This window comes from Pseudomonas sp. GW821-FHT02A11 (assembly GCF_059421985.1).
The window spans coordinates 216767-241839 of record NZ_JBWKWB010000006.1 but is presented as its reverse complement, the minus strand read 5'-3'; the positions used below and the strand labels follow the sequence as shown (position 1 = coordinate 241839).

At 59.6% G+C, this 25073-nt stretch carries 21 protein-coding genes; 10 read left to right on the top strand and 11 right to left on the bottom strand.

Going from position 1 to position 25073, the window contains the following annotated elements:
* Positions 1-36 precede the first annotated feature (36 nt).
* On the top strand, positions 37-1584 hold the full coding sequence (gene pdxR / locus AC07V9_RS12445) for a MocR-like pyridoxine biosynthesis transcription factor PdxR (protein WP_495016001.1): 1548 nt from the start codon (positions 37-39) through the stop codon (positions 1582-1584).
* A 191-nt stretch (positions 1585-1775) separates the two neighbouring features.
* On the top strand, positions 1776-2987 hold the full coding sequence (locus AC07V9_RS12440) for a YeeE/YedE family protein (protein WP_495016000.1): 1212 nt from the start codon (positions 1776-1778) through the stop codon (positions 2985-2987).
* Positions 2988-3140: 153 nt separating this feature from the next.
* Here the strand turns inward: AC07V9_RS12440 and tkt are convergent, their stop codons facing one another.
* Entirely contained in the window at positions 3141-5222 is a 2082-nt protein-coding gene (gene tkt, locus AC07V9_RS12435) for a transketolase (RefSeq protein ID WP_495015999.1), read from the bottom strand.
* A 216-nt stretch (positions 5223-5438) separates the two neighbouring features.
* Between tkt and AC07V9_RS12430 the strand changes: the two genes are divergently transcribed.
* A complete protein-coding gene (locus AC07V9_RS12430) occupies positions 5439-6320 on the top strand; it encodes a bestrophin family protein (RefSeq protein WP_495015998.1) in 882 nt (293 codons plus the stop codon).
* Positions 6321-6389: 69 nt separating this feature from the next.
* Here AC07V9_RS12430 and AC07V9_RS12425 read toward each other — a convergent pair whose 3' ends face one another.
* From AC07V9_RS12425 to AC07V9_RS12400, 6 genes are all read right to left on the bottom strand, one after another.
* Positions 6390-7490 carry a polyamine ABC transporter substrate-binding protein gene (locus AC07V9_RS12425; RefSeq protein ID WP_495015997.1) on the bottom strand — a complete coding sequence of 367 codons (1101 nt, stop codon included), beginning with the start codon at positions 7488-7490 and terminating at the stop codon, positions 6390-6392.
* Positions 7491-7517: 27 nt separating this feature from the next.
* Entirely contained in the window at positions 7518-8546 is a 1029-nt protein-coding gene (locus AC07V9_RS12420; protein ID WP_495015996.1) for a histone deacetylase family protein, read from the bottom strand.
* Between the two features lie 287 nt (positions 8547-8833).
* The gene (locus AC07V9_RS12415; RefSeq protein ID WP_495015995.1) at positions 8834-9826 is read right to left on the bottom strand and encodes an AraC family transcriptional regulator; all 993 of its coding nucleotides are present in this window, start codon (positions 9824-9826) and stop codon (positions 8834-8836) included.
* A 177-nt stretch (positions 9827-10003) separates the two neighbouring features.
* The gene (locus tag AC07V9_RS12410; protein ID WP_495015994.1) at positions 10004-11008 is read right to left on the bottom strand and encodes an asparaginase; all 1005 of its coding nucleotides are present in this window, start codon (positions 11006-11008) and stop codon (positions 10004-10006) included.
* 29 nt (positions 11009-11037) lie between these two features.
* Entirely contained in the window at positions 11038-12492 is a 1455-nt protein-coding gene (locus AC07V9_RS12405) for an alanine/glycine:cation symporter family protein (protein ID WP_495015993.1), read from the bottom strand.
* Between the two features lie 318 nt (positions 12493-12810).
* Positions 12811-14235: an aspartate ammonia-lyase gene (locus AC07V9_RS12400; protein WP_495015992.1), complete on the bottom strand. Its 1425-nt coding sequence runs from the start codon at positions 14233-14235 to the stop codon at positions 12811-12813.
* A gap of 346 nt (positions 14236-14581) precedes the next feature.
* Between AC07V9_RS12400 and AC07V9_RS12395 the strand changes: the two genes are divergently transcribed.
* Positions 14582-15499 (top strand): LysR substrate-binding domain-containing protein, encoded by a 918-nt coding sequence (locus AC07V9_RS12395; RefSeq protein ID WP_495015991.1) that lies wholly within the window; start codon positions 14582-14584, stop codon positions 15497-15499.
* A gap of 43 nt (positions 15500-15542) precedes the next feature.
* Here AC07V9_RS12395 and AC07V9_RS12390 read toward each other — a convergent pair whose 3' ends face one another.
* The gene (locus AC07V9_RS12390; RefSeq protein ID WP_495015990.1) at positions 15543-16199 is read right to left on the bottom strand and encodes a hypothetical protein; all 657 of its coding nucleotides are present in this window, start codon (positions 16197-16199) and stop codon (positions 15543-15545) included.
* Positions 16200-16543: 344 nt separating this feature from the next.
* Here AC07V9_RS12390 and AC07V9_RS12385 point away from each other — a divergent pair, with 344 nt between their 5' ends.
* From AC07V9_RS12385 to AC07V9_RS12365, 5 genes are all read left to right on the top strand, one after another.
* A complete protein-coding gene (locus AC07V9_RS12385) occupies positions 16544-17101 on the top strand; it encodes a M12 family metallo-peptidase (protein WP_495015989.1) in 558 nt (185 codons plus the stop codon).
* Between the two features lie 234 nt (positions 17102-17335).
* Positions 17336-17827: a 5-(carboxyamino)imidazole ribonucleotide mutase gene (gene purE, locus AC07V9_RS12380; protein WP_074754780.1), complete on the top strand. Its 492-nt coding sequence runs from the start codon at positions 17336-17338 to the stop codon at positions 17825-17827.
* A gap of 7 nt (positions 17828-17834) precedes the next feature.
* Positions 17835-18917 carry a 5-(carboxyamino)imidazole ribonucleotide synthase gene (locus AC07V9_RS12375; RefSeq protein ID WP_495015988.1) on the top strand — a complete coding sequence of 361 codons (1083 nt, stop codon included), beginning with the start codon at positions 17835-17837 and terminating at the stop codon, positions 18915-18917.
* A 275-nt stretch (positions 18918-19192) separates the two neighbouring features.
* On the top strand, positions 19193-19438 hold the full coding sequence (locus AC07V9_RS12370; protein ID WP_495015987.1) for a GlsB/YeaQ/YmgE family stress response membrane protein: 246 nt from the start codon (positions 19193-19195) through the stop codon (positions 19436-19438).
* Between the two features lie 80 nt (positions 19439-19518).
* Complete coding sequence (locus tag AC07V9_RS12365) at positions 19519-20055, top strand: DUF3299 domain-containing protein (protein ID WP_495016041.1); 537 nt, start codon at positions 19519-19521, stop codon at positions 20053-20055.
* Positions 20056-20224: 169 nt separating this feature from the next.
* Here the strand turns inward: AC07V9_RS12365 and AC07V9_RS12360 are convergent, their stop codons facing one another.
* On the bottom strand, positions 20225-21136 hold the full coding sequence (locus AC07V9_RS12360; protein ID WP_495015986.1) for a D-hexose-6-phosphate mutarotase: 912 nt from the start codon (positions 21134-21136) through the stop codon (positions 20225-20227).
* Positions 21137-21231: 95 nt separating this feature from the next.
* Complete coding sequence (locus tag AC07V9_RS12355) at positions 21232-21633, bottom strand: acyl-CoA thioesterase (protein ID WP_108236231.1); 402 nt, start codon at positions 21631-21633, stop codon at positions 21232-21234.
* A gap of 534 nt (positions 21634-22167) precedes the next feature.
* Between AC07V9_RS12355 and AC07V9_RS12350 the strand changes: the two genes are divergently transcribed.
* Entirely contained in the window at positions 22168-23469 is a 1302-nt protein-coding gene (locus AC07V9_RS12350) for an MFS transporter (RefSeq protein WP_495015985.1), read from the top strand.
* A gap of 48 nt (positions 23470-23517) precedes the next feature.
* On the opposite strand, the gene AC07V9_RS12345 is transcribed toward AC07V9_RS12350, so the two are convergent.
* The gene (locus AC07V9_RS12345; protein WP_495015984.1) at positions 23518-24918 is read right to left on the bottom strand and encodes a hypothetical protein; all 1401 of its coding nucleotides are present in this window, start codon (positions 24916-24918) and stop codon (positions 23518-23520) included.
* Between the last annotated feature and the right edge of the window lie 155 nt (positions 24919-25073).

Sequence of the window (25073 nt, the reverse complement as noted above, 5' to 3'; positions counted from 1 at the left end):
AAGAACCATTAACGGTCTATTTCGTGGGGCCAATTCATGCCAATCGTTACGCCTTCCCTGACCTTCGATTTCGCCGGTATCGAGCTTGATCGACGCCAAGGCCTTAGCCGACAGCTTTACCAGGCGCTGCGCCAGCGGGTTCTGGACGGGCGCCTGAGCAGCGGCACACGCTTGCCTGCCAGTCGCGATCTGGCGGCCGCGCTGTCGATTTCCCGCAACAGCGTGATGCGCGCCTACGATCAGCTGTACGCCGAGGGCTTCACGGAAGGACGCGTGGGCGACGGCACCTATGTGGCCCAATTGTCTGACAAACCGGTATCCGCCAAGAAACTATCCACAAAAGTGTCCACAGGGTTATCGACAGGCTTATCAACAGGTTTATCCACAAGCTTGCCGCTTGAGACTGGTAATTCATCCAGTAAAGTTATCCACAGCGACTCGCTGGCAGTGCTCGAACAGCATCACTTGAGCGCTCACAAGACCGGTTTGCCGAGGGCTTTTCGGGTCGGAATTCCGGCGTTCGATCTTTTCCCGTTTGATGTGTGGGGCAAGCTGCACGCGGCTTTCTGGCGTAAACCGGGTTTGCATCAGCTCGGCTATGGGGACCCGGCAGGCGAGTGGCGGCTGCGTGAGCTGATTGCCGTCTATTTAAGAACATCTCGTGACTTGCAGTGCACCCCTGAACAAATTGTGATCACCAGCGGAGCGCAGCAGGCCATCACCCTTTGTGCACAGTTGCTGTTGAACGATGGCGACGGCGTGGCGATTGAAAATCCGGGCTATCGCGCAGCTGGTCATGCCTTTGCCGTGGCAGGGGCAAAACTGCACGGCTTGCCAGTGGACACTGAAGGCATGCGCTGCCCGGATTCGAGCAGTGGCCACTGTAAACTGGCTTACGTCACCCCTTCTCATCAGTATCCGCTGGGCGTGACCATGACCCTGGCGCGGCGGCTGGAATTGCTCGCTTGGGCCGAGCGCACAGAGGGCTGGGTCGTCGAGGACGATTACGACGGCGAGTACCGCTACAGCGGCGCGCCATTGGCGCCATTGGCGGCGCTGGATCGGCATGGCCGGGTGCTGTACGTCGGCACGTTCGGCAAGGTGGCGTTCCCGGCATTGCGCCTGGGTTATCTGGTGTTGCCGCGCAATCTGGTCAAGCCGTTCAGCCAGCGGCGGGCAGTAGACATGCGTCATTCGGAAATCGGCACGCAGGCGGTGATGGCCGAGTTCATCGCGGCAGGGCATTTCCAGCGGCATATCCGGCGCATGCGGCGCGCCGCGTTGAGCCGGCGCGACGCCCTGCTGGCCGGCTGGCCCAAGGACTTGCGCGGCTGCAGCCCGATGCCAAAACCCTTGGCGGGGCTGCATGTGTCAGTGGTTGTCGACAGTCTTGAACGGGAGCGGGCGTTGATCGCCAAGGCTGAAAGCGTGGGGGTGGAACTGTCGCCGTTAAGCGATTACTGGCTTCCCGATTCGGCCACGCCTGTGGATAACCGGGCAGGGCTGGTGTTGGGGTTTGCGGCGGTGCCTGAAGCGGATATCGCGTCGGCGCTCGAGCGGTTGCGTGATGTGTGGAAGGATTGATCGCAGTCCTGAACCCATCACCTGTGGGAGCGAATTCATTCGCGAAAAATGTTTCGGCCGATAGAGATGTGTCGGCTGTACGAATGCTTCGCGAATGAATTCGCTCCCACAGGTGCTCAGCATGCGGAATCAAGGCCCGGCGCTCAGGGGGTATACTCGCACCTATCGCAAACACATCCTGAGACATATCCATGAGCCTCCCTCTTTCCGCGACGCCTGAGCGCAAGCTCGGCACGCCGCTGATCGCTTTCACCTTGTTGCTGATCGGCGCTCTGTTCCTTCAATCCGCTGTCGGCGGCAAGCAGGTCCTGCTGTTGATCGTCGGCGCGGCGCTGGGCCTGACCCTGTACCACGCTGCGTTCGGCTTCACCTCCGCCTGGCGCGTGTTCATCAATGAGCGCCGCGGCGCAGGTCTGCGGGCGCAGATGGTCATGCTGTCGATTGCCGTGGTGCTATTCTTCCCGGCCTTGGGCGCGGGCACCCTGTTCGGCACGCCGGTCACCGGGCTGGTCGCGCCAGCGGGTGTTTCGGTGGTATTCGGCGCGTTCATCTTCGGCATCGGCATGCAGATGGGCGGTGGCTGTGCGTCGGGTACGCTGTTTACCGTTGGCGGCGGCAACGCGCGGATGCTGGTAACGCTGCTGTTCTTCATCATCGGTTCGGTGATCGCGACTCACCACGCTGACTGGTGGTTCTCCCTGCCGTCGTTCCCGGCCACATCCATTGTCAAAACCTTCGGCGTCGTGCCTGCGCTGATCATGAGCCTGGCGTTGTTCGCAGTGATCGCGCTGGTCACGATTACACTGGAAAAACGCCGCCATGGCGAATTGGAAGCTGCGGTCACCAGCGAACACGTGGGCCTGCGCCGCTTCCTGCGTGGCCCGTGGCCGCTGGTCTGGGGCGCGATTGCGCTGGCGCTGCTCAACTACGCCACCCTGGCACTGGCCGGTCGTCCATGGGGTATCACCTCGGCGTTTGCCCTGTGGGGCGCGAAGGTTGCAAGCAGCCTGGGCGTCGACGTCGGCAGCTGGGTGTTCTGGCAAATGCCAGCGAACGCCAAGGCGCTGGCGGCTCCGGTGTGGGAAGACATCACCACCGTCATGGACATCGGCATCATGCTGGGTGCGGCAGTGGCAGCGGGGCTTGCAGGACGTTTCTCGCCAAGCCTGAAAATTCCCACCCGCTCGCTGATTGCGGCGGTGCTCGGTGGCCTGCTGCTGGGTTACGGTTCGCGCCTGGCGTACGGCTGCAATATCGGCGCGTACTTCAGCGGCATCGCATCGGGAAGCCTGCATGGCTGGCTGTGGCTGATCGCAGCATTCGCGGGTAATGCGGTGGGCGTAAGGCTTCGGCCGTTCTTCTTCGAGGGTGAGCGTCGTCCGGTAGTGCTGAGCGGGTGTTGATCGGGGGCTGAATGAGGTTGATCCCTGTGGGAGCGAATTCATTCGCGATTTGGCGGTACATCTGACAGATATCTATCGGATGTTCCGCCTTCTCGCGAATGAATTCGCTCCCACAGGTTTTCCGTTACCCGATAGGCCGGCGGGTTGCGCGGATTATTTCCCTAGCTGGGATTTCGCGACCTTGACGATGTTCTCCGTCGTAAACCCGTACTTGGCTTGCAATTTATCGATCGGTGCCGACGCACCAAAGCTGTTCATCACGATTTTCGCGCCGCTCTGGCCGACGTAACGATCCCACCCCAGCGGTCCAGCTTGTTCCACCACGACCCGCGCCTTCACGTCCGGCGGCAACACGCTGTCGCGGTAGGCCTTGCCCTGATGTTCGAACAGCTCCCAGCTCGGCATCGACACCACGCGCGCGGCAACGCCTTCAGCCTTGAGCTTCTCGAACGCCTCAACCGTCATGCCGACTTCGCTACCGGTGGCGATCAGAATCACATCGACCTTGCCATCCACCGCATCTGCAAGCACATATGCCCCTTTCGCGACGCCCTCGGCGCTGGCGTATTTCGCGCGATCCAGCGTTGGCATGGGCTGGCGTGACAGCACGATGCAGCTGGGTCGGTTGGTTTGGGCCAGCGCGATCTTCCAGGCTTCGGTGGTTTCGTTGGCATCGCCCGGACGCAACGTCAGCAGGCCCGGGGTGGCGCGCAGCTGGGTCAGGTGCTCGATGGGTTGGTGAGTGGGGCCATCCTCGCCAACGCCAATGGAGTCGTGGGTGAAAACGAAAATCACCGGCAGTTCCATGATCGCCGCCAGACGAATCGGCGGCTTCATGTAGTCGCTGAACACCAGGAAAGTCGAGGTGTAGGGGCGGATGTAGGACAGCGCCAAGCCGTTGGCAATCGAGCCCATGGCGTGTTCGCGGATGCCGAAGTGCAGGTTGCGACCGCCATAGTTGCTCGCCTCGAAGCTGCCTGCGCCTTCGAACGTCAGATTGGTCTTGGTCGATGGCGAAAGGTCTGCAGAGCCGCCGATCAGCCACGGGATCTGCTGGGCAAAGCCGTTGAGCACCTTGCCGCCCGCAGCGCGTGTCGCAATGCCCTTGGCATCGGTGTCGAAACTGACGGCAGTGTTGCGCCAGCCCTCTGGCATCTCGCCCTGGCGCATGCGCTGAAGCTCGTCGAACAGCGCAGGCTGTTCTTTTTCAAAGCGAGCGAAGGTGTCCTGCCACGCTTTGTAATCCCCGCCGTTGCGCGTGAGCAACGCATCGCGCAAGTAATGACGGGCTTCTTCAGGCACCAAAAAGCTGCTGTTCTCGTCCCAGCCATAGGCCTTTTTGGTCAGCTTGATTTCGTCTTCACCCAGCGGCTCGCCGTGGGCTGAGGCGGTGTTGTGTTTGTTCGGCGAGCCGAAGCCGATCACGCTGTCGACCACGATCAGGGTCGGCGCGTCGTGGGTCTGCTGGAATGTCTGGATCGCCTTGGCCAGCGCCGCGGCGTCGTTGGCATCCTTAACGTGCAGGGTTTTCCAGCCGTAGCCTTCGAAGCGCTTGAGCGGATCGTCGCTGTAGGCCAATTCGGTGTGGCCTTCGATGCTGATGGTGTTGTTGTCGTAGATCCAGCACAGGTTCGACAGCTTCAGGTGGCCGGCCAGGGACGCCGCTTCAGCGGTCACGCCTTCCATCATGTCGCCGTCGCCGCAGAGCACGTAGACGTTGTAGTCGAACAGCGTCGCGCCCGGCTTGTTGAAGTGCTCACCCAGCCACCGTTCGGCCATCGCCATGCCGACGCTGTTCGCGCAGCCTTGGCCGAGGGGGCCGGTGGTGGTTTCGACGCCCGTGGTCATGCGGTATTCCGGATGCCCGGGCGTCTTGGAATTCATTTGGCGGAACTGCTTGATGTCCTCAAGGCTCACGGCCGGTTTACCCGAAGCGGTGCCGTGCTCGTCGATCTCGACCACGCCTGCCAGATGCAGCAGCGAGTACAGGAGCATCGACGCATGGCCCACCGACAGCACGAAGCGATCGCGATTCGGCCAGTCAGGATGTTCCGGGTGATAACGCAGGAAGTCTTTCCACAGCGTGTAGCCCACCGGCGCCAGCGCCATTGGCGTTCCAGGGTGGCCGGAGTTGGCCTTCTGCACGGCGTCCATGGCCAGGGTGCGGATGGTGTTGATGGTCAGTTGGTCGCGTTGGTCATGTGCTGCAGGTCGTTCGGTTTCGGACGCGCTCATTGACGTTCTCCTCGTGACATAGCGTGGAAACTTCCAGATAGGTGTTGAGCGCGGCGAGGGCGGGTTCGTTCCATGAATAATCTGTCTCCCGACGGCCTTTGGCATTTAGTTACATATCGACGGCTCTCATGGCGAACGATATGTGCGCCCCGCATTCGAACCCCTTTGGGACCTTGGCCTGTTGCCGGTCCATGTGCTTTGAAACGGGGGTGGCCTTTGCAGGAAACGATCATCAAGAAGTACCGCGCCATGATCAGGACGTTTACCTACATCGGTTGGTCGCTGTTCTGGCTGCTGATCTGGGACGTGATTGTCACGGTGGATTTCATGCTCTACCTGGAGCGCAAGATCACCTTGCCGTCCATGCCGCTGACACTGCTGGGTTCGGCGCTCGTCGTGCTCACCAGCTTTCGCAATTCCAGTGCCTACAACCGCTGGTGGGAAGCGCGCACGTTATGGGGCTCGCTGGTGAACAATTCCCGCAGCTACGCCCGGCAGGTGCTGACGCTGATCGACGACGAAGACGAGCTTAATCCGGTCAAGGCCGTCCTGCTGCGTCGTCATGTGGCCTACGTGGAATGCCTGTCCGCGCACTTGAAAGGCGGCGACTGCGGCGAGGACGTGACCGCAATGATTTCCCGCGAGGAATATGAGCGGCGCACTCGCACCAACAATTTTCCCAACGACATTCTCAATGTTTCCGCTGCGATTCTGGCGGACGAATACAAGGCCGGGCGCCTGGACAGCATTCGTCTTGAGCGACTGGAAGCGACACTGGTGGAGATTTCCAATTGCCAGGGCGGCATGGAGCGAATCGCCAACACGCCGCTGCCCTATCCCTACGTGACCTTTCCGCGGCTGTTCATCACGCTGTTCTGCATCATCGTGCCGATCGGTCTTGTGGAAACCCTGGGCTGGTTCACGCCGCTGGCGTCGACGGTCGTAGGGTTCATGCTCTTGGCCATCGAGAAAATCGGCACCGATTTGCAGAGCCCATTCAAGGCGTCCGAGCACGAGATTCAAATGAAGGCGCTGTGCGCGAATATTTCGGGGAATCTGAATTCGATGTTGCGTGATGCCACAGAGAAGCAGCGGTGAGTAACGAGCTGCAAGCTACAAGCGGGTGTGCGCCACTTGCAGCTTGCGGCTCGAAGCTTGCCACTGTGTCTAGGTGCCGGATTTGATCTTGGTCCACACGCGCGTGCGCGCACGTTCCGCGTCGCGTGGCAACGGTGTCAGGGTGTAGAGCGTTTTCATCGCTTCGGCGGTCGGGTACAGGTTCGGGTTGTTGCGGATTGCCGGGTCAACCTTGTCCGTCGCGTCTTTGTTCGGGTTCGGGTAGCCCACGAAATCGCTGATCGGCGCGATCACTTCAGGCTGCAGAAGGTAGTTGATGAAGGTATGCGCATCCTCGACATCCTTGGCCCCTTTCGGAATGGCCAGCATGTCGAACCAGATCGGCGCGCCTTCCTTTGGCAGACGCATGTCCACGACCACGCCGTTCTTCGCTTCCTTGGCCCGGTTCGCCGCTTGCGAGAAGCTGCCCGAGTAACCTACAGCCACGCAGATATCGCCGTTGGCGATGTCAGCCATGTACTTGGACGAGTGGAAGTAGGTGATGTACGGGCGAATCTTCATCAGCAAGGCTTCCGCCTTGTCGTAGTCCTTTGGGTTCTTGCTGTTGGGATCCAGCCCCAGGTGTTGCAGGGCCAGCGGCAGAATCTCTGAAGGCGAATCGAGCAGCGTCACGCCGCACTGTTTGAGCTTGCTGATGTTCTCTTCCTTGAAGATCAAATCCCAGCTGTCCACCGGCGCCTTGTCGCCCAGCACGGCCTTGACCTTGTCGGGGTTGAAGCCGATCAGGATGGTGCCGTACATGTACGGCACGGCAAATTTGTTGCCCGGATCGTTCGCCTCCAGCAGCTTCATCAGGCTCGGATCGAGGTGCGAATAATTGGTCAGCTTGCTCTTGTCCAGCGGCTGGAACACCCCGGCCTGAATCTGCTTGGCCAGGAACACGTTGGACGGCACCACCACATCGTAGCCGGAGTTGCCGGTCAGCAGCTTGGCTTCCAGGGCTTCGTTGGTGTCGAAGATGTCGTAGATCAGCGGGACCTTGGTGTCTTTCTTGAAGTTCTCCAGGGTCTGCGGGGTGATGTAATCGAACCAGTTGTAAACGCGCAGGGTTTTTGGCTCGTCGGCCTGAACCACGCCGCTGAGCATCGCCGCACACAGGGCGGGAGCGATAAAGCGCTTGAGTCTGTTCATCGTTGTCTCTCTTCTCGATAGGAGGGGTCAGACGCGTTCAAAACCTTCCAGCACGTTCACGGCATTGATGCCGATCTCTTCGACGGCGTAGCCGCCTTCCATCACAAACAAAGTGGGTTTGCCCAGCGCCGCGATGCGCTCGCCCATGCGCAGGTAATCGGGGCTGTCGAGCTTGAATTGCGAGATCGGGTCGTCTTTGAACGTGTCCACGCCCAGCGACACCACCACCACATCGGCGCCGAAACGCTCGATCTCGGCGCAAGCCTGCTCCAGCGCGGCACCCCACTGCGCCCAGTCGCTTCCCGCGGCCAGTGGATAGTTGAAGTTGAAGCCTTCGCCTGCCCCTTCGCCCAGCTCGTTTTCGTAACCCAGGAAGAACGGGAATTCGGCTTCCGGGTGGCCATGGATGGAGGTGAACAGCACGTCGCTGCGCTCGTAGAAAATCGACTGCGTGCCGTTGCCGTGGTGGTAGTCGACGTCGAGGATCGCGACTTTTTTATGGCCCTGATCGAGGAAGGCCTGAGCGGCGATGGCGGCATTGTTCAGGTAGCAATAGCCGCCCATGACGTCGCTGGCGGCGTGATGTCCTGGTGGGCGGCACAGGGCGAACGCGCTGCGCGCACCTTTCTGGATCGCGGCCTGTGCGGTGAGGGCGACTTGGGCTGCGCTGTACGCGGCTTGCCAGGTGCCGGCGGTGATCGGCGCACCCGCATCGAAGGTGTAATAACCCAGCTGGCCATGCAGGCTCGTGGGGATGACCGAGCGCAGCGTGCGCGCGGGCCAGGTGTAGGGCAGCAAGTCGCCTTCGGGGTTGGTGGCGGCCCAGCGGTCCCAGGCACCTTTGAAGAATTCCAGAAACGCATCGGTGTGGATGCGTTTGATTGGCTCGATGCCAAAGTCCTGTGGGCCCTCCACGGCGCCGATTTCGCGATCCTTGACCCGTTGCAGCACGTGATCGGCGCGCGATGGCATCTCAAAGCAGGGCATCAGCTTGCCGTCGATCAGCTCGCAGCGGCCGTGGTGCAAATGGTGATCATCGGAATAGACCGTCAGCATTTTCTTGTTCTCCTGTGGGCGAGGGTGTCCGACATTCTTGTGGCGGACGGCTTTTCGGAGAACGACGCAAACGGTCAAAAGGGGATTGATTCGGCCATAAAAGCTGACCGTAAATCGCCCCTGAATAGGGCGGCATGCCCCGTTTGGAGGCACTGGGGGAGCGAATTCATTCGCGAGGGGCCAGTGCAGGCGACATATCTCTATCGACTGTGCGGATGTCTCGCCTGAATACCGCCCAGAATGAATTCGCTCCCACAGGTGTCACGCGTCAGCTTCCGGAAATCTGCTCAGATCCGAAACTGACTCGGCGCCACGCCACTCCAGCGAATGAATGCATGGCGAAAGCTCGCCGTTTCACTGAAGCCCAAAACCTCGGCGATGTGATGAATGGGCAACTGATCGTCCTGCAACAATTGCTTGGCCCGCTCGAAGCGTAGCTCGTCCAACAACTGCTGATAGCTGCTGCCGGTGGCCTGCAAATGACGGCGAAGGGTGCGCTCGGAGCAGTTCATTTTTTGCGCAAGCACGCGCAGGCTTGGGGTCTGGTCGAGCTGGTCGGCGAGCAGATGACGAATACGCCCCAGCCACGCCTGGCGGCCGGTGAACTCGATGTTCTGCCGACGACAACGCTCGCGCATATCGCGATGGGTGACAGGGTCGGCAAGCGTCAGGGGCTGATCCAGCCAGCGTCTTTCAAAGGCAAAGGCGTTGTCTTGGGCATCGAATTGCAGCTCGCAGGCAAAGCTCTCGCGGTAACTGGCCTGGTAGTCCGGAGCGCCATGGGCGAAGCGCGCAGCCAGCACAGGCAGCGAATTGCCCAGCAGGTCATCGCAGATCACCTTCAGTGACGCCATGCACAGCTCGGCATTGAAGACCCGCAGGCCTTCGTCATCGCGATAGTCGCTGGCGCTGAACCAGATGCGCTCGCCGTCCTCGATCAACTGCAGCTCGAACAGCGTGCCCAGCAACGCCGGGTACTCCAGCGCCAGGCGCAAGGCGTCACCGAAAGTGGCACTGGTGAGCAGCGCGTAACCGAGAATCCCGTAAGACGACACATGCATGCGCCTTCCCAGCGGCAAACCGATCTCCCGACGCAGCGCAACAGCGTTGGCGCAGACCTGCATTTCCTGAAAGGTGGTGATGCGAATGTCCGGTCGGCTCAGGTCCGCTTCGGTGATCCCGCTCCCGGCCAGCAACGCTTCACTGCCCCATCCCTCGGCCGAAAACGTCTCCAGCACCAGCGAGACGGCATTGAGGGTGGTGAGGTGAGAATGAAGCATGAGGGCATTCCGATTGTTTTTTTGATCGCAATGGGGGAGCAAGAGATGTGCCGGGTTGCATACGCAATGCTGTAGGAGCGCGCTTGCCCGCGATGCGTTTGCCCAGACACGACGATGTTGTCTGACCCTGCGCCATCGCGGGCAAGCGCGCTCCTACAGGGGCAATGTGAATTCCCGTTAACGCAACTCCCCACACACATCCAGCTCCACCAGACGGCGCACTTCATCCGCCAGCAGATCTGCGCCAAGCAGCGCATGCAGTTTGCCGAACGCCGCTTCGCGGGTCATGCCGCCGCCGGACAGCACGCCGGCGCCGCGCAGGCGACTGCCGGCTTCGTAGACGTCCAGCTCCACGCCGCCTTCATGGCATTGGGTGATCGCGATCACACAAATGCCTTGCTCGCGGGCGCGTTTCAGGCTGTCGAGGAAGGCCGGATTGTCGCTCGGGCCCGTACCACTGCCGAAGCATTCCAGGATCAGGCCTTGGATGCCACTGTCGATCAGAGCGTTCAGCTGCGCCGCGCCGATGCCGGGGAACAATGGCAGCACGGCAACCTGAGCAAGGGTCTTCGGCTGGCGATAATCCAGTGCTTCAGGCAGCGTGCCGACGGCCTCACTGCCGCGGGAGCGGTTCAGTGCGGCAAAAGGGTTGCGCCCAAAGCTGCGGATTTTCGCGCAGCGGGTCGGCTGCATCAGCTCGCCGTGGAAGTACAGGTGCACGCCCGACGGCAGGCCTTTGCCCAGTGCTTGCAGGGCGCCGTTGACGTTCTCCCAGGCATCGCTGTCGGGCACGCCGGCGGGCAGCATGGAGCCTGTGAACACCACAGGAGCGTTGAGCCCCAGCAGCTGAAAGCTCATGGCCGCCGCGCTGTAGGCCAGGGTGTCGGTGCCGTGCAGGATCAGCACGGCGTCGCAGCCCTTGTTGTCAACGGCGTCGACCACCGCTTCGCGCAGACGCTGCCAGTAGGCAGGCGTCATGTTGGCGCTGTCGATCAGAGGAGACATCTCGCGAAATTGCCACTGCGGCACGACCAGGTCAGGCTGGCCAGTCAGTTGTTCGGCCATGCGCGCTTCGAAACCGGACGCGGGCGCCAGGCCGTTTTCGCTGGCCTGCATGCCGATGGTGCCGCCGGTGTAGAGCACCATCACGTGCTGGGCCGCTGCGGATTGTTCGCGATTCATGGGTGTCTCCCTGGACTGACGGGTGATGATTAACGTGCGTCGACGGCCAGTTCACCCGCTGCCGATTCAGGCTTGGCTGCAGGTTTATCAATGCCGGGCTTGGGCCAGGCCTTGAGGTCCAGATCCAGATCGGGGAACTGACTGGAGTCGAATACCGGCGTCTCGATGCCCGCCTTACGCTGTGCATCGTAGTCGTTGAGGATACGCAAACCAATCTTGAACAGCATGGCCAGCGCGATCAGGTTGACCAACGCCAGCAGCGTCATGGTGATGTCGGCAAAGGCAAACACGGTGCCCAGGTCTTCCACGGCGCCCCACAGGATCAACGCCAGGACCAGTGCGCGGTAGCTGAGCAGGGCCTTGCGACTCTCACCCAGCAGGAAGCGCAGGCTGTTTTCGCCCAGGTAGTAGTTGTAGAGAATCGAGGTGAATACGAACAGAGCCAGCGCCACGCTGATGAACAGACGGCCCCAGTCGCCCACGACTGCAGCCAGCGAGTTTTGGGTCAGCGCGATGCCATCGCCTTCGAAGCCCGGGGTGTAGAAACCGGAGAGCAGAATCAGCAAGGCGGTGCAGGTACAGATGACAAAGGTGTCGAGAAACACGCTGAACGCCTGAACCACGCCTTGTGCCACCGGGTGCTGGACTTCGGCCACCGCCGCCACGTTCGGCGCGCTGCCCAGACCGGCTTCGTTGGCGAACACGCCACGTTTAACGCCCATGACGATCGCGCTGCCCACCAGACCGCCGAAGACTTCGTCCATGCCAAACGCGCTTTTGACGATGGTCATCAGCATGTGTGGAACGTGTTCGAACTGCACGCCGATCACGTACAGGGTCACGCCGATGTAGACCAGGGTTTTTACTGGAACGAGCAGATCGGCCACCGCAGCGATGCGTTTGATGCCACCCACGAACACCAGGCCCAGCAATACGGCCAGCGCAATGCCCGAGTAGCCTGGCGAGACGCCGAAGGCGTTGTTCAGCGAATGGGTAACAGCGTGGGACTGCAGGCCGTTGAAGGCGAAACCGAAGGTCACCAGCAGCAGAACCGCCATGACCATGCCCAGCCAGCGCTTGCCCAGGCCGTGCTGAATATAGAAGGAAGGGCCGCCGCGATATTGCCCTTCGGAGTCGCAGCGCTTGTACAGCTGGCCGAGGGAACATTCGAAGAAGCTGCTGGCCATGCCGACGAGGGCCGTGACCCACATCCAGAACACCGCGCCCGGACCGCCCAGGGTCACGGCGATGCCGACACCGGCGATGTTCCCGGCACCAACACGGCCAGCCAGGCTCAGCATCAGGGCCTGAAAGGAGCTCAACTGACCGGAGCTGCTACGCAGGCTTTCGCGAAACACCGCGAACATGTGGAAGAAGTGACGCAATTGAACGAAACGCGAGCGAATCGTGAAATATCCACCGAGCCCGACAATGAGCACGATCAGCAGTTTTCCCGAGAGGAAGTCGTTGATGACTTCAAGCATTGTTGTTGCCTCGCTTTTTTAGAGGGGGCGCACTATACCGATGCGCGTTATTGGAGTCTGTAAACCGTTTCTGCTTTTTGTGCTCGTTTTCGCCGACTCGGTAGGAGCGCGCTTGCCCGCGAAGGGGTCATTCGGGCGTGCGAGAGGTGTCGGCTGTACCGGCCTCTTCGCGGGCAAGCGCGCTCCTACAGGGGCCAGCGGCATATCCGTGGGCAAAAAAAAGGGCCTGGAAGCGTGTACTTCCGGCCCTCAAAAGGGTGAGGGGTGTCTAGGCCCTCAGCCTGGTGATCGTGTTGCAAGTAATGGGGGGCTTGGCAATCAGGCCTTCAGAGGCACCAATCGTGGAGCGATCATGTTTTCAGGGCGTAGGATGTCCGCGAGCATCGCGTCGTCGAGCAGGCCTTCTTCGCGCACCAGTTCCAGTACGCCGCGGCCTGTTTCCAGAGCCACGCGAGCGATACGGGTGGCGTTTTCGTAACCGATGTATGGGTTCAGCGCAGTGACCAGACCGATCGAATGCTCGACCAGCTCGCGGCAGCGCTGTTCGTTGGCGGTGATGCCGACGATGCAGTGCTCACGCAGCATGTCCATCGCGCGCTGCAGCAGGCGGATCGAATCGAAGATCTTGTAGGCGATCAGCGGCTCCATGACGTTCAGCTGCAACTGGCCACCTTCGGCCGCCACGGTCAGCGCCAGGTCGTTGCCCATGATTTCAAAGGCGCACATGTTCACGGCCTCCGGGATCACCGGGTTGACCTTGCCCGGCATGATCGAGCTGCCCGGCTGACGCGCTGGCAGGTTGATCTCGTTGATACCAGTGCGCGGGCCGCTGGACAGCAGACGCAAGTCGTTGCAGATCTTCGACAGCTTGACGGCAGTGCGCTTGAGCATGCCGGAGAACAGTACGAAGGCGCCCATGTCGGAGGTGGCTTCGATCAGGTCGGCGGCGGGAACCAGTGGCTGGCCGCTGATGATCGCCAGACGCTCGACCGCCAGATGCTGGTAGCCAGGGTCGGCGTTGATACCGGTGCCGATGGCGGTGCCGCCCAGGTTCACTTCGGTCAACAGCTCAGGCGCCAGACTGCGCAGGCGGTTGAGGTCTTCGGTCAGCGTGGTGGCGAAGGCGCGGAATTCCTGGCCGAGGGTCATCGGCACGGCGTCTTGCAGCTGGGTGCGACCCATCTTCAGGACGTGGCTGAACTCCTGACCCTTGGCCGCGAACGCCTGAATCAGGCTGTCGAGGCTGGCGAGCAGGGCGTCGTGCCCCAACAGCAGACCCAGGCGAATGGCCGTCGGGTAAGCGTCGTTGGTCGACTGCGCCATGTTCACGTCGTTATTGGGGTGCAGGTATTTGTATTCGCCTTTGGCATGGCCCATCGCTTCAAGGGCGATGTTGGCGATGACTTCGTTGGCGTTCATGTTGGTGGATGTACCGGCGCCACCCTGAATCATGTCGACCACGAACTGCTCGTGGAAATCACCGCGGATCAGGCGTGCACAGGCTTCGCTGATCGCTGCATGCTTCTCGCTGCTCAAATGGCCCAGCTGATGGTTCGCATCGGCGGCTGCTTGTTTGACCATGGCAAGGCCGACAACCAGTTTCGGGTAGTGCGAAAGTGGAACGCCGGAGAGGTGAAAGTTGTTCACCGCACGCAGGGTCTGGATGCCGAAGTAGGCGTCAGCAGGGACTTCGAGGGTGCCAAGCAGGTCTTTTTCGATGCGAAATGATGCAGCGCAGGACATGATAGAGAAGCTCTCAGGAGAGACACGGACTAAGCCGGAACGCCTTTAATACTAGGCTTGCGGGCGATTGCGAACCAATGCTGTTAAGCGCTAGCCTATGCTCAAACGGCATAATGTAGATGTGACGTTCCGATTGTGACGGGCGTATGAAGGTGTTACACAGGCGGCCTTCATACAGCGGCCCCTGTAGGAGCGAATTCATTCGCGAGAGGCCCGTACACGCTCTGGAGATCTGTCGAATGTGCCGACCTCTCGCGAATGAATTCGCTCTCACAATGGATGCCTTTCAACTGGATCATTGAGCAAGCCGCGACCCGCGTTAAGACCTGCAGATGTGGAGAACACCATGAACCTGGAAAGCAAATGGCTGGAAGACTTCAGCGCGCTGGCCGCCACCCGCAGCTTTTCCCAGGCGGCGGAACGTCGTTTTGTCACGCAGCCGGCGTTCAGTCGACGGATACGCAGCCTTGAGGCCGCGTTGGGTTTGACGCTGGTGAATCGCTCGCGCACGCCCATCGAGCTGACAGCGGCGGGGCAGTTGTTTCTGGTCACTGCACGTACGGTCGTCGATCAACTCGGGGAGGTGTTGCGTCATTTGCATCATCTGGAAAGCGGACAGGGCGAAGTGATGCAGATCGCTGCGGCGCACTCGCTGGCTCTGAGCTTCTTCCCGCGCTGGATCGCTCAGTTGCGTAACGAGGGCCTGAACATCGCCACGCGGCTAGTGGCGACCAACGTCGGCGACGCCGTGCATGCCCTGCGCGAAGGCGGTTGCGACCTGATGCTGGCGTTCTACGACCCTGACGCAGCGCTACAGATGGACGCCGAGATCTTCCCGTCGCTGCATCTGGGGATGACTGAAATGCTGCCGGTCTGCTCGGTCGACGCCGATGGCAAGCCGCTGTTCGATCTGGAAGGTGACCAAAGCGTGCCGCTGCTGGCCTACAGCGCGGGTGCGTTTCTGGGGCGTTCGGTAAACCTTTTGCTGCGCCAGCGCGCTTTGCGTTTCACCACGGTTTACGAAACGGCAATGGCCGACAGTCTCAAGGGCATGGCCCTACAAGGTTTGGGGATTGCCTGGGTGCCACGCCTGTCCATTGCCGCCGAACTTGAGCGGGGTGAGCTGGTGATCTGTGGCGGCGCCCCGTGGCATGTGCCACTGGAGATCCGCCTGTACCGCTGTGCACTGGTGCGAAAAGCGAATGTGCGGCTGTTGTGGCGCAAGCTGGAAACGGCCGCTGGCTCGTTTGAAGTTAGTCACTAGCAAAGCGGCCCGTCCAAGTAGCACGTTAGCCAATGGCGTGGATTCAAGGTGTATTTTTCAGGTAGCTGCGTATCGCCTGTGCAGCTCTATCGCTGTACTGATAGCAATTGCGGATAATGAAAATTTCCATCGCTACCATGTTGGTGTTGCAGGATAGAGCAAATGAAAAACCGACCAACTGCCCGTCGGCATGGGTGGCGCCCAGCAGGTGGCCGACTTCGTGAGCAATGATTCGATAAGCAGTCAATGATGCGATCGCCGAGCGTTTGTCATATCCAGCGATGCCTTCGGTGAGAAATGTCAGGTTATCTGGGGTTATCAGCAGGTATTTGTGCCGTTTGTCCCGAGGCAAGTTGCCGTAAACAACGTAATCGATGACGCGCTGATCCCATTCATACAGGGATTTACTGGCATCACCCAGGCGATAGTTGAAATCGGTATAGCCTGGTTTGTTTCTTATCTGTACGACTTCAATCTTACGGTCTGTGATGGTTTGCAGGTCTTCGATGAACCAGGAAAGGTAGGCTGGCTCCAGATTGGCAATCTGTTCGTCGCTGAGCTGATCATGCAGGAACAGGGTCAGCACTATAGGGAGCTTTGCCTTGGCCTCGGGCGCCGCTGCTTCAGTGCGCAGATGCGCCTGAACCGAAATGGGAACGCAGAAAATCGCAAACAGCAAAGGTGCTATGAATCGGATCATGATGCTTCTCTTCCTTGAGAATGAGTGAATGGCTTGCCTGCGTAGCTAAACAGACAGTTGTTGCAGTGTCAGTCAGAAACAGGAATTCAAACAGGTTACTTATTCCTGACGATACGTCAGAAACTTCAAGCGCGATCACCGCTTTCTCTTGGGCAGATAGTCCTGCTAGTTCAGCTTCCTACATGCAGGATTGGTACGGCCTACAAAGTTTGCAGATACGTCTCAATGCCACGCATGTTTGATTCTTGTAATTTTTAATCCGTGACTTGCGATTGCTTTTGTATCGCCTGTCATCTTTATAGCCGCCCATGAGGGGCGGCCTGAACTCTATAAGGACGTAGAAAATGGCTAAGCAACCTGTACGGCTGTATGTTTTTTATCATGACGATGTCGACGAAGGCACTCGACGCATCGTCCCTCGCCAATACTTGAAAGACTGCATCATCGAGCTTCAGAAGGTGACGGGGCGCGAGTTCATCATTGAGTACAGGCACTCGTTACCTGGCATTACCGATTTTGACTATCAAGGTAACGCGGATCAAACCCTCAGCCAATGGCGTGACATCGCTCGTGATTATGCAGACCAGCACGGTATTTCGTCCGATGGGATTCAGCGATTCCTGTTGGTCACTCAGCAAGCGCTGGAAGAAGACGTGTTGGGGATAGCCTATTTAAACGGTGAACACCTGATTGCCTCATTGACTGCCTACCAGACCATTGCTCATGAGCTGGGTCACACGTTCGGCGCCACCCATGAAGATGCTGAACTTCAGCACAATTCTTTTGGCATCCCTTGCGCAACGTATCTCTATCCGGAGCACTCGCCGCTGCGGGCCAATTGTTACCACTACAGTGCCAAGAACCGCGAGAATATTGCCCAGTTCTTCGCTCATCGCGATTGATATGGACTTCAGCCTCGCGGTTTCCAGAAGGTCTGGAGCGAAGTGAGGTGAGCGCTTCATCATCGCCTCTGACTAATGGTCGGCCGGGGGGCTGCCTTCCTGCCGCTTTGCGGTATACTGCGCGGCCTTTGGCCGGTTGCACTGGTCATAATTCGTACGACAAGCCACGCCGGTTTTCCCGCGTGGCTTGTTGTTTTTAGACGCGCCTGCGGGCGCCCGATGAGAGGCACGACGATGAGCGCACTGGTTGGCGTGATCATGGGCTCCAAGTCCGATTGGTCCACCCTTAGCCACACCGCCGATATGCTGGAAAAGCTCGGCATCCCGTACGAAGTCAAAGTGGTTTCGGCCCACCGCACGCCGGACCTGCTGTTCCAGTACGCCGAAGAAGCTGAAGGCCGTGGTATCGAGGTGATCATCGCCGGTGCCGGCGGTGCTGCTCATTTGCCGGGCATGTGCGCCGCCAAGACTCACCTGCCAGTGCTGGGTGTTCCGGTGCAGTCCTCGATGCTCTCGGGCGTCGACTCACTGCTGTCCATCGTGCAGATGCCAGCGGGCATTCCGGTTGCCACCTTGGCCATCGGCAAGGCCGGTGCGATCAACGCCGCACTGCTCTCGGCGAGCATCCTGGGCGCCAAGCACCCGCAATTCCACGCAGTGTTGAAGAAATTCCGCACTGAGCAGACAGACAGCGTTCTGGACAATCCAGACCCACGCGAGGCCTGAGGTTTTCATGAAGATCGGCGTAATCGGTGGCGGCCAGCTGGGTCGCATGTTGGCACTGGCGGGCACTCCGCTGGGTATGAACTTCGCCTTCCTGGACCCTGCGCCAGACGCTTGCGCCGCTGCGCTGGGCGAGCATTTGCGTGCCGATTACGGCGATCAGGATCACCTGCGTCAGCTGGCTGACGAAGTGGATCTGGTGACCTTCGAATTCGAAAGCGTGCCGGCCGAAACCGTGGCGTTTCTGTCGCAGTTCGTGCCGGTCTACCCGAGCGCCGAAGCCCTGCGCATCGCCCGCGATCGCTGGTTCGAAAAGAGTATGTTCAAAGACCTCGGCATTCCCACCCCTGCGTTTGCCGACATCCAGTCCCAGGCCGATCTGGACGCTGCAGTCGCCAGCATCGGTCTGCCTGCGGTGCTGAAAACCCGCACGCTGGGCTACGACGGCAAGGGCCAGAAAGTCCTGCGCACGCCTGAAGACGTGATCGGGACCTTCGCCGAACTGGGCAGCGTGCCGTGCCTGCTGGAAGGCTTCGTGCCGTTCACCGGCGAGGTCTCGCTGATTGCGGTGCGCGGTCGTGATGGCGAAACCCGCTTCTACCCGCTGGTGCATAACACCCACGACAGCGGCATCCTGCGTCTGTCCATCGCCAGCACCGATCACCCGTTGCAGGCGCTGGCTGAAGACTACGCCGGTCGTGTGCTCAAGCAGCTGGAGTATGTGGGCGTGCTGGCGTTCGAGTTCTTCGAAGTCGACGGCGGCCTGAAAGCCAACGAAATCGCCCCGCGGGTTCATAACTCCGGTCACTGGACCACCGAAGGTTCCGAGTGCAGTCAGTTCGAAAACCACCTGCGTGCCGTCGCTGGCCTGCCGCTGGGTTCGACCGCCAAGGTGGGCGAGAGCGCCATGCTCAACTTTATCGGCGAAGTGCCAGCGGTGGACAAGGTCATGGCTATCGATGACTGCCACCTGCATCACTATGGCAAGGCGTTCAAGGCCGGTCGCAAAGTCGGTCACGCCACTGTGCGCAGCCATGACCGCGCGACGCTGGATCGTCAGGTGAAGCTGGTCGAAGCGCTGATCAAGAATTAAGCGTCGGCACAGCTTATGTGATGCAAACGGTGACCTACCGTGGGAGCGAATTCATTCGCGATTCGATCTGCCAAGCGACAGATATTGCGGATGTGCTGGCCTCTCGCGAATGAATTCGCACGCAGTTGATTCGCTCACCGTTTGAAGTGGCAGCAGGGACGTTCCGTTGGGTTCGTATCTTCCAGTTGAACCATTCATCCCCCACACCTCTCTGATAGCGTGTTGCCAATAGCTAAACAGGCGTTGGCATATTCATTCAAACAGAGGGACATGGCATGGGCATCATCGGAACCATCTTCATCGGCCTGATCGTGGGTCTGCTGGCGCGCTTTCTCAAGCCTGGCGACGACAGCATGGGCTGGATCATGACCATTATTCTGGGTATCGCCGGTTCTCTGGTGGCGACCTACGGTGGTCAGGCGCTGGGTATCTATCAGGCGGGCGAGGGTGCGGGTTTCCTCGGTGCGCTGGTGGGCGCGATCGTCCTGCTGGTCATCTACGGCATGATCAGAAAGAAATGAAAACCGGTCTGGCCCTCTGCGCTATTGCGGCGTAGAGGGCTAGAATGCGCGGCAATCAATCCCCCACGCCGAGCACCGCAATGCGTCGTCTTCTCCTCGTTTCCCTGCTGCTGGTCTGTGGACTGGCGCGCGCCGCCGATCTGCCTGAAACCGACTGGCTCGAACTCATGCCGAAGTCGGATCAGAAAGCCCTCGAAGCCATGCCCGAAATCGACCACAACTCCCCGGAAGCTCAGGGTACGTTCGACAGCAAGGGTGGTTTGAAGCAGAGCAAGGGCTTGCCCGCCGTGATGTATTCGACCAAGACCGTGGCAGCCATGAACGGCAAGAACATCCGTCTTGGAGGTTACCCGGTCCCGTTGGAAACCGATGCAAAAGGGCACAGCACGCTGTTCTTCCTCGTTCCGTATCCGGGCGCCTGCATCCACGTCCCACCGCCGCCGCCAAACCAGTTGGTGCTGGTGCGCTATCCAAAAGGGCTGAAAATCGACGACATCTACACGCCGCTCTGGGTGATCGGCACGCTGAAGGTCGAGAAGGTCAGTAACGATCTGGCCGATGCGGCTTATGCGATGGATGCGGCGAAGGTGCGGGTGGTGACTGAGGCGGATTTGTAAGCTGACCCGCGCCCGCTGCGTCGATCACGCCGCGAAATTTGCGTAATGCCGAAATCACCTGTGGGAGCGAATTCATTCGCGATAGACCGGCACATTCGCAACAAATGTGTCGGTTGTAAGATCGCATCGCGAATGAATTCGCTCCCACAGGGGCAAGGTCAGCGCCTGATCACTCGTCCGTCAGCGGCTCAGCCCAGATGCTCACGCCCATGACATGCATGTCACCCGGCTTTAGCGTCACGATGTCGCTCATCACGTTCGCTGTCTCGACACACACCATGCTCTTCCAGCCATCGGCCTCCATGTCGCTGAAGGTCTTGGTCTTCTCGATCCACGGGTTCCAGACCACCGAGGATTTCGAGCCTTGGGTCTGGATCTGGATGCGGCGTTGCCACGCTGGGTCGACGATGGAAACCAAGTCCGGTGTGTCTTGATAGATACGGTCCGTCTCGCCGGTGAACGTAATGTCACCCACTTGCACGTTCTGCTGCTCCCAGCTTTCCAGCGTGTTGAGGTAGCTCACGCCGTCCAGGCCTTCGATGCTCACCTGATGCACGTCGCTGACCGCGAAATAGCTGTGCAAGGCCTGGCTCAGTGTGACGTCTTCAGTCCCGGCGTTGAAGCTGGCCAGGCTGACGTTCAGCGCAGCGTCCATGCGGATCTGCAGCTTCACGCCTACCTTGTGCGGCCAACCTGGCAGATGGCCTTCGGCCTTGGGCTGGATGAACTCGACAATCAGCGCATCGCCATCTTCGCTCATGCCCATCAGCTCCCAGTCGATCGCACGGACTTCACCGTGGGCGTTCGCAGGCTCGCTGCTCTGGCGCATGGCCTGCACACTTTGCGGGTTGCGCTGGAAGTTGCCGAACCACGGCCAGCAGACCGGCATCCCGCCACGAATGGCCTTGCCGTGCTTGAACACTGCACCGGGGTTGGACCAGATCAAGGGCTGATCGCCGTCGATCTGATAGCTGATGATGTGCGCGCCCTGCTGGGCGACCACCAGTTCGGCCTGGCCGTGGCGGATACGCCAGCAATTGAGCTCACCGAGCTGGATGGATTCGACTTCTGGCGTAGGCATAGGAGTACTCACTCAAAGGACAGTGACAAAATCAGACTCTGCCAAGCTTGATGAGTTTACTGCGCCCTGCCAAGTGCGATGAAGCCGTGCCGCGATTAGCGCCGTGCAGGCACCGAGCGGGTACGACCGCTGCCGTCGATGGCAACGAACACGAATACCGCTTCTGTGACCTTGCGCCATTCGCTGGACAGCGGGTCGTCGCTCCACACCTCAACCATCATCTGGATCGAGCTGCGGCCGATTTCCAGGGTCTGGGTGTAAAAGGACAGCTGCGCGCCAACCGCGACCGGGACCAGAAACGCCATGCGATCAATCGCAACGGTGGCCACGCGACCGCCTGCAACCTTGCTGGCCATGGCCGTGCCTGCCAGGTCCATCTGCGCCACCAGCCAGCCGCCATAGATGTCGCCAAAGCCGTTGGTCTCGCGCGGGAGTGCAGTGATTTGCAAGGCGAGATCGCCCTGGGGAATAGGATCTTCCTGTTCAAGTTCGTTCATAACTGGGCCCTCTAGCCCCATGACTCTTCCGGCTATGTCCGAAAAGTGGCTGCGCTCGACCATGCTGCGTTAAAAACAGGCTCGGAATGCTCATTTAGAAACCTAGAGTCGGGCGCGACCCCGGCCGTTCCTCGCCTGTTTTTGCCTTGCCTGATCTTCGCTCGCCGACTTTTCGAACAAAGCCTAAGTCTTCAATTCATTAATAAGGGAAACTCTGCGAAAACGACTTGGGTAAATGGTTTCGCACAACTTCCCTGAAAGACCGGTTGAGTCGCGGCCGGCAAGTATATCGGGCGCGGTGTTGTGAAACGACCGCCGGGCCCCATTTTGCCCCGTCCTCGTTGCAATACATGTGCATCTGCGTGCAATTTGCTATCTTGCCGGACCGATTTGGCGCACTACGCCGACATTGGCACGCAATTTTGATGCCCGATCACCTCTTCGAGTCGATAAATCGCGTGCACAGCCGATACCCATGGCTGCCTTGCTGTTGATTATTCGTCCCAAGAGAGCCTCAAAAGAGAAGCCATTGTCATGTCCTCTGTGCCTTCAAGTGCCGCTCAGCCCTCGCGTCCGCTGACCCGCAACGATTACAAAACCCTGTCCCTTTCCGCCCTCGGTGGCGCTCTGGAATTCTACGATTTCATCATCTTCGTGTTCTTCGCGGCGGTGGTCGGGAAGCTGTTTTTCCCAGTAGACATGCCGGAATGGCTGCGCTTGATGCAAACGTTTGGCATTTTTGCCGCCGGTTATCTGGCTCGCCCGCTGGGCGGCATCGTCATGGCGCACTTCGGCGACCTGTTGGGCCGCAAGAAAATGTTCACCCTGAGCATTTTCCTGATGGCCGTTCCGACGCTGATCATGGGCCTGCTGCCGACCTATGCGCAGATAGGCATCTGGGCGCCGCTTTTATTGCTGCTGATGCGCGTCATTCAGGGCGCTGCCATTGGTGGCGAAGTGCCGGGTGCGTGGGTATTCGTTTCCGAACACGTTCCCGCACGTAACGTCGGTTACGCTTGTGGCACGCTCACGTCGGGTCTGACCTCGGGTATCTTGCTCGGTTCGCTGGTCGCCACCTGGATCAACAGCGTCTACTCACCTGCCGAGGTCTCGGACTACGCCTGGCGTATTCCTTTCCTGCTGGGCGGGGTGTTCGGTCTGATGTCGGTGTACCTGCGCCGCTGGCTGCACGAGACGCCTGTATTTGCCGAGCTGCAGCAGCGCAAGCAACTGGCCGAAGAAGTGCCGCTCAAGGCCGTGCTGCGTGATCATCGCGGTGCCGTGGTGTTGTCGATGGCACTGACCTGGCTGCTGTCGGCGGGCGTCGTGGTGGTCATCCTCATGACCCCGACCCTCTTACAAATCAACTTTGGCTTCGCCCCCGCCGTCACCTTGAAAGCCAACAGCCTGGCAATCGTCATGCTCAGCCTGGGCTGCATCGGCGCTGGCGCACTGGCGGATCGCCTCGGCGCGGGCCTGGTGTTCCTGCTTGGCTCGCTGGGGTTACTGATCACCTCGTGGACCTTCTACCACACCGTCGGCGATCGCCCGGACCTGCTATACCCGCTCTACGCGCTTACCGGCCTGTTCGTCGGCACCATCGGCGCAGTGCCATTCGTGATGGTGAAAGCCTTCCCACCTGTGGTCCGTTTCTCGGGGCTGTCGTTTTCCTACAACCTGGCCTACGCGATCTTCGGCGGTCTGACCCCGATGGTGGTGCAGGGCCTGAACAAGGTGAACCCGATGGCGCCTGCGTGGTACGTGGCAGTTCTGTGTGCGTTGGGCATGGTGATTGGGGTGTATCTGCTCAAGAGCAAGCGTGTGGTTGATCGGTAGGCCGAGTGTGCCGTTCGCGGACGAGACCGTCCGCGAACAGGACATTTATCAGATCGTGATTGCTAGAACTGCCGGCCGGCTGTTGACACTGCCTGCCACCAGTACCTGATTTGGCCGGGTATTGAGCGCACTCCCAGGACTCATGAAAAAGCTCGAGTCCGGTAATGTACCGAATGCGCTACCTTCAACCAGCGTACGATCCGGGCTGCCGTCCGGATTGAATCTCCCGAGTACAGGACCAGTGCTTCCCTCCGATCCACCGCTTCCCACTGCCAACACCTTGCCTTCTGATTGAAGTTGCTGTGTTGCCGTAAACCAGATATCAAAATCCGAATCGTTCGAGAACCTGTGGAATGCCGGCCTCCCGGAATTGAAGCGTTTGTCGAGTTTTCCATCTGTGCTTACGACAGAAATCAGACCCTCTGTGACTGTCAGTCCGTCGCGTACAGTGTCCGCAGATCCCGTTGCAAGCAAGCGCTTGTCTTCGAGCAGATGAATACCCGTGACGACGGGGTGGTGCTGGCTATCGGTAAAGTGGGTCGCTCCACCTTTCCCGAACGCTTGGTCTTTAAAGCCGGCATGGTCGTATTTCATGAGAACGCCTGAAACATTTTCGTCCTGCACCGTAGCACCATAAGCCAACAATCTATCGTGACCGCCGCTCGCTATGCCGTGGAGGTAGGTCGACTTGCGGTCATTCGTGATAACCAATATGCCTCTGTTCTGGAAAGCGGAATCAAGCGTTCCACTACTGGATAACCTGGCGATCAAACCGACATCGGTGTTACGGCGTACAAGACCGACGAACAGACTGCCGTCCGGGGACACCGACAGGGCGTTGCCGCTCACAAGCTGCACGTCGAATTCCAAACCCAAGGCGTTGATGTCCAACGAGCCACCGTTGCCAAAACTGTTGTCGGGTTGTCCATTCGGCAACTTCTTGGAGATGAACTGACCAGACACGAACGAGCCCCCGGATAGCGCTGTATTCGTTCCCCACAAAACAATGTTGCCATTGCTCTGTTCATGAATGCCTTGAATGACCGATATACCGTCCGCAGCGAAGCTGACGTCGATGAATCCTTGCGGGTTTCCAAACGTGGGGTCAATCGTGCCGTTTTGAGTCACTCGCACAACGCGGGCGAAATAACCTGGAGGTGGGTTGACGACTTTCAACACCTCATAAAAAGCCACCAGATACATGCCTTGATGCGTAACGCTGGGAGTGATGCAGCTGGCCCAGCCTGTGCGGCCGTCCATCGGAAGGAGCAGTTTGCCTGTAGCAGCAAATGAAACGTCGTAGGTCAATGCAGGAAGGTCAGGGCGTAGGTTTTCGCCTTTGATAAATCTCTGAGCCAAGGGCTTGGCATAACGTGACGGAATCAATGCATTCATGATTTCTTCCTTGAGGTCTTGAAGCGAAGGATGGTCTTGGGTGCTGTCATTCAAAAGTAGACACCTACCCGCTCGGCGTTAGTGGACTTCGCGATGTAGTTAAGTGCGATAGCGAATATCGTTCCTCTCGCGCCACGTGTCGCCGCACTTACACCCTGCATCCGGCAGCGGCGAAGACGCGGTTGGCGACATGTGGGAGAAACAGTTTC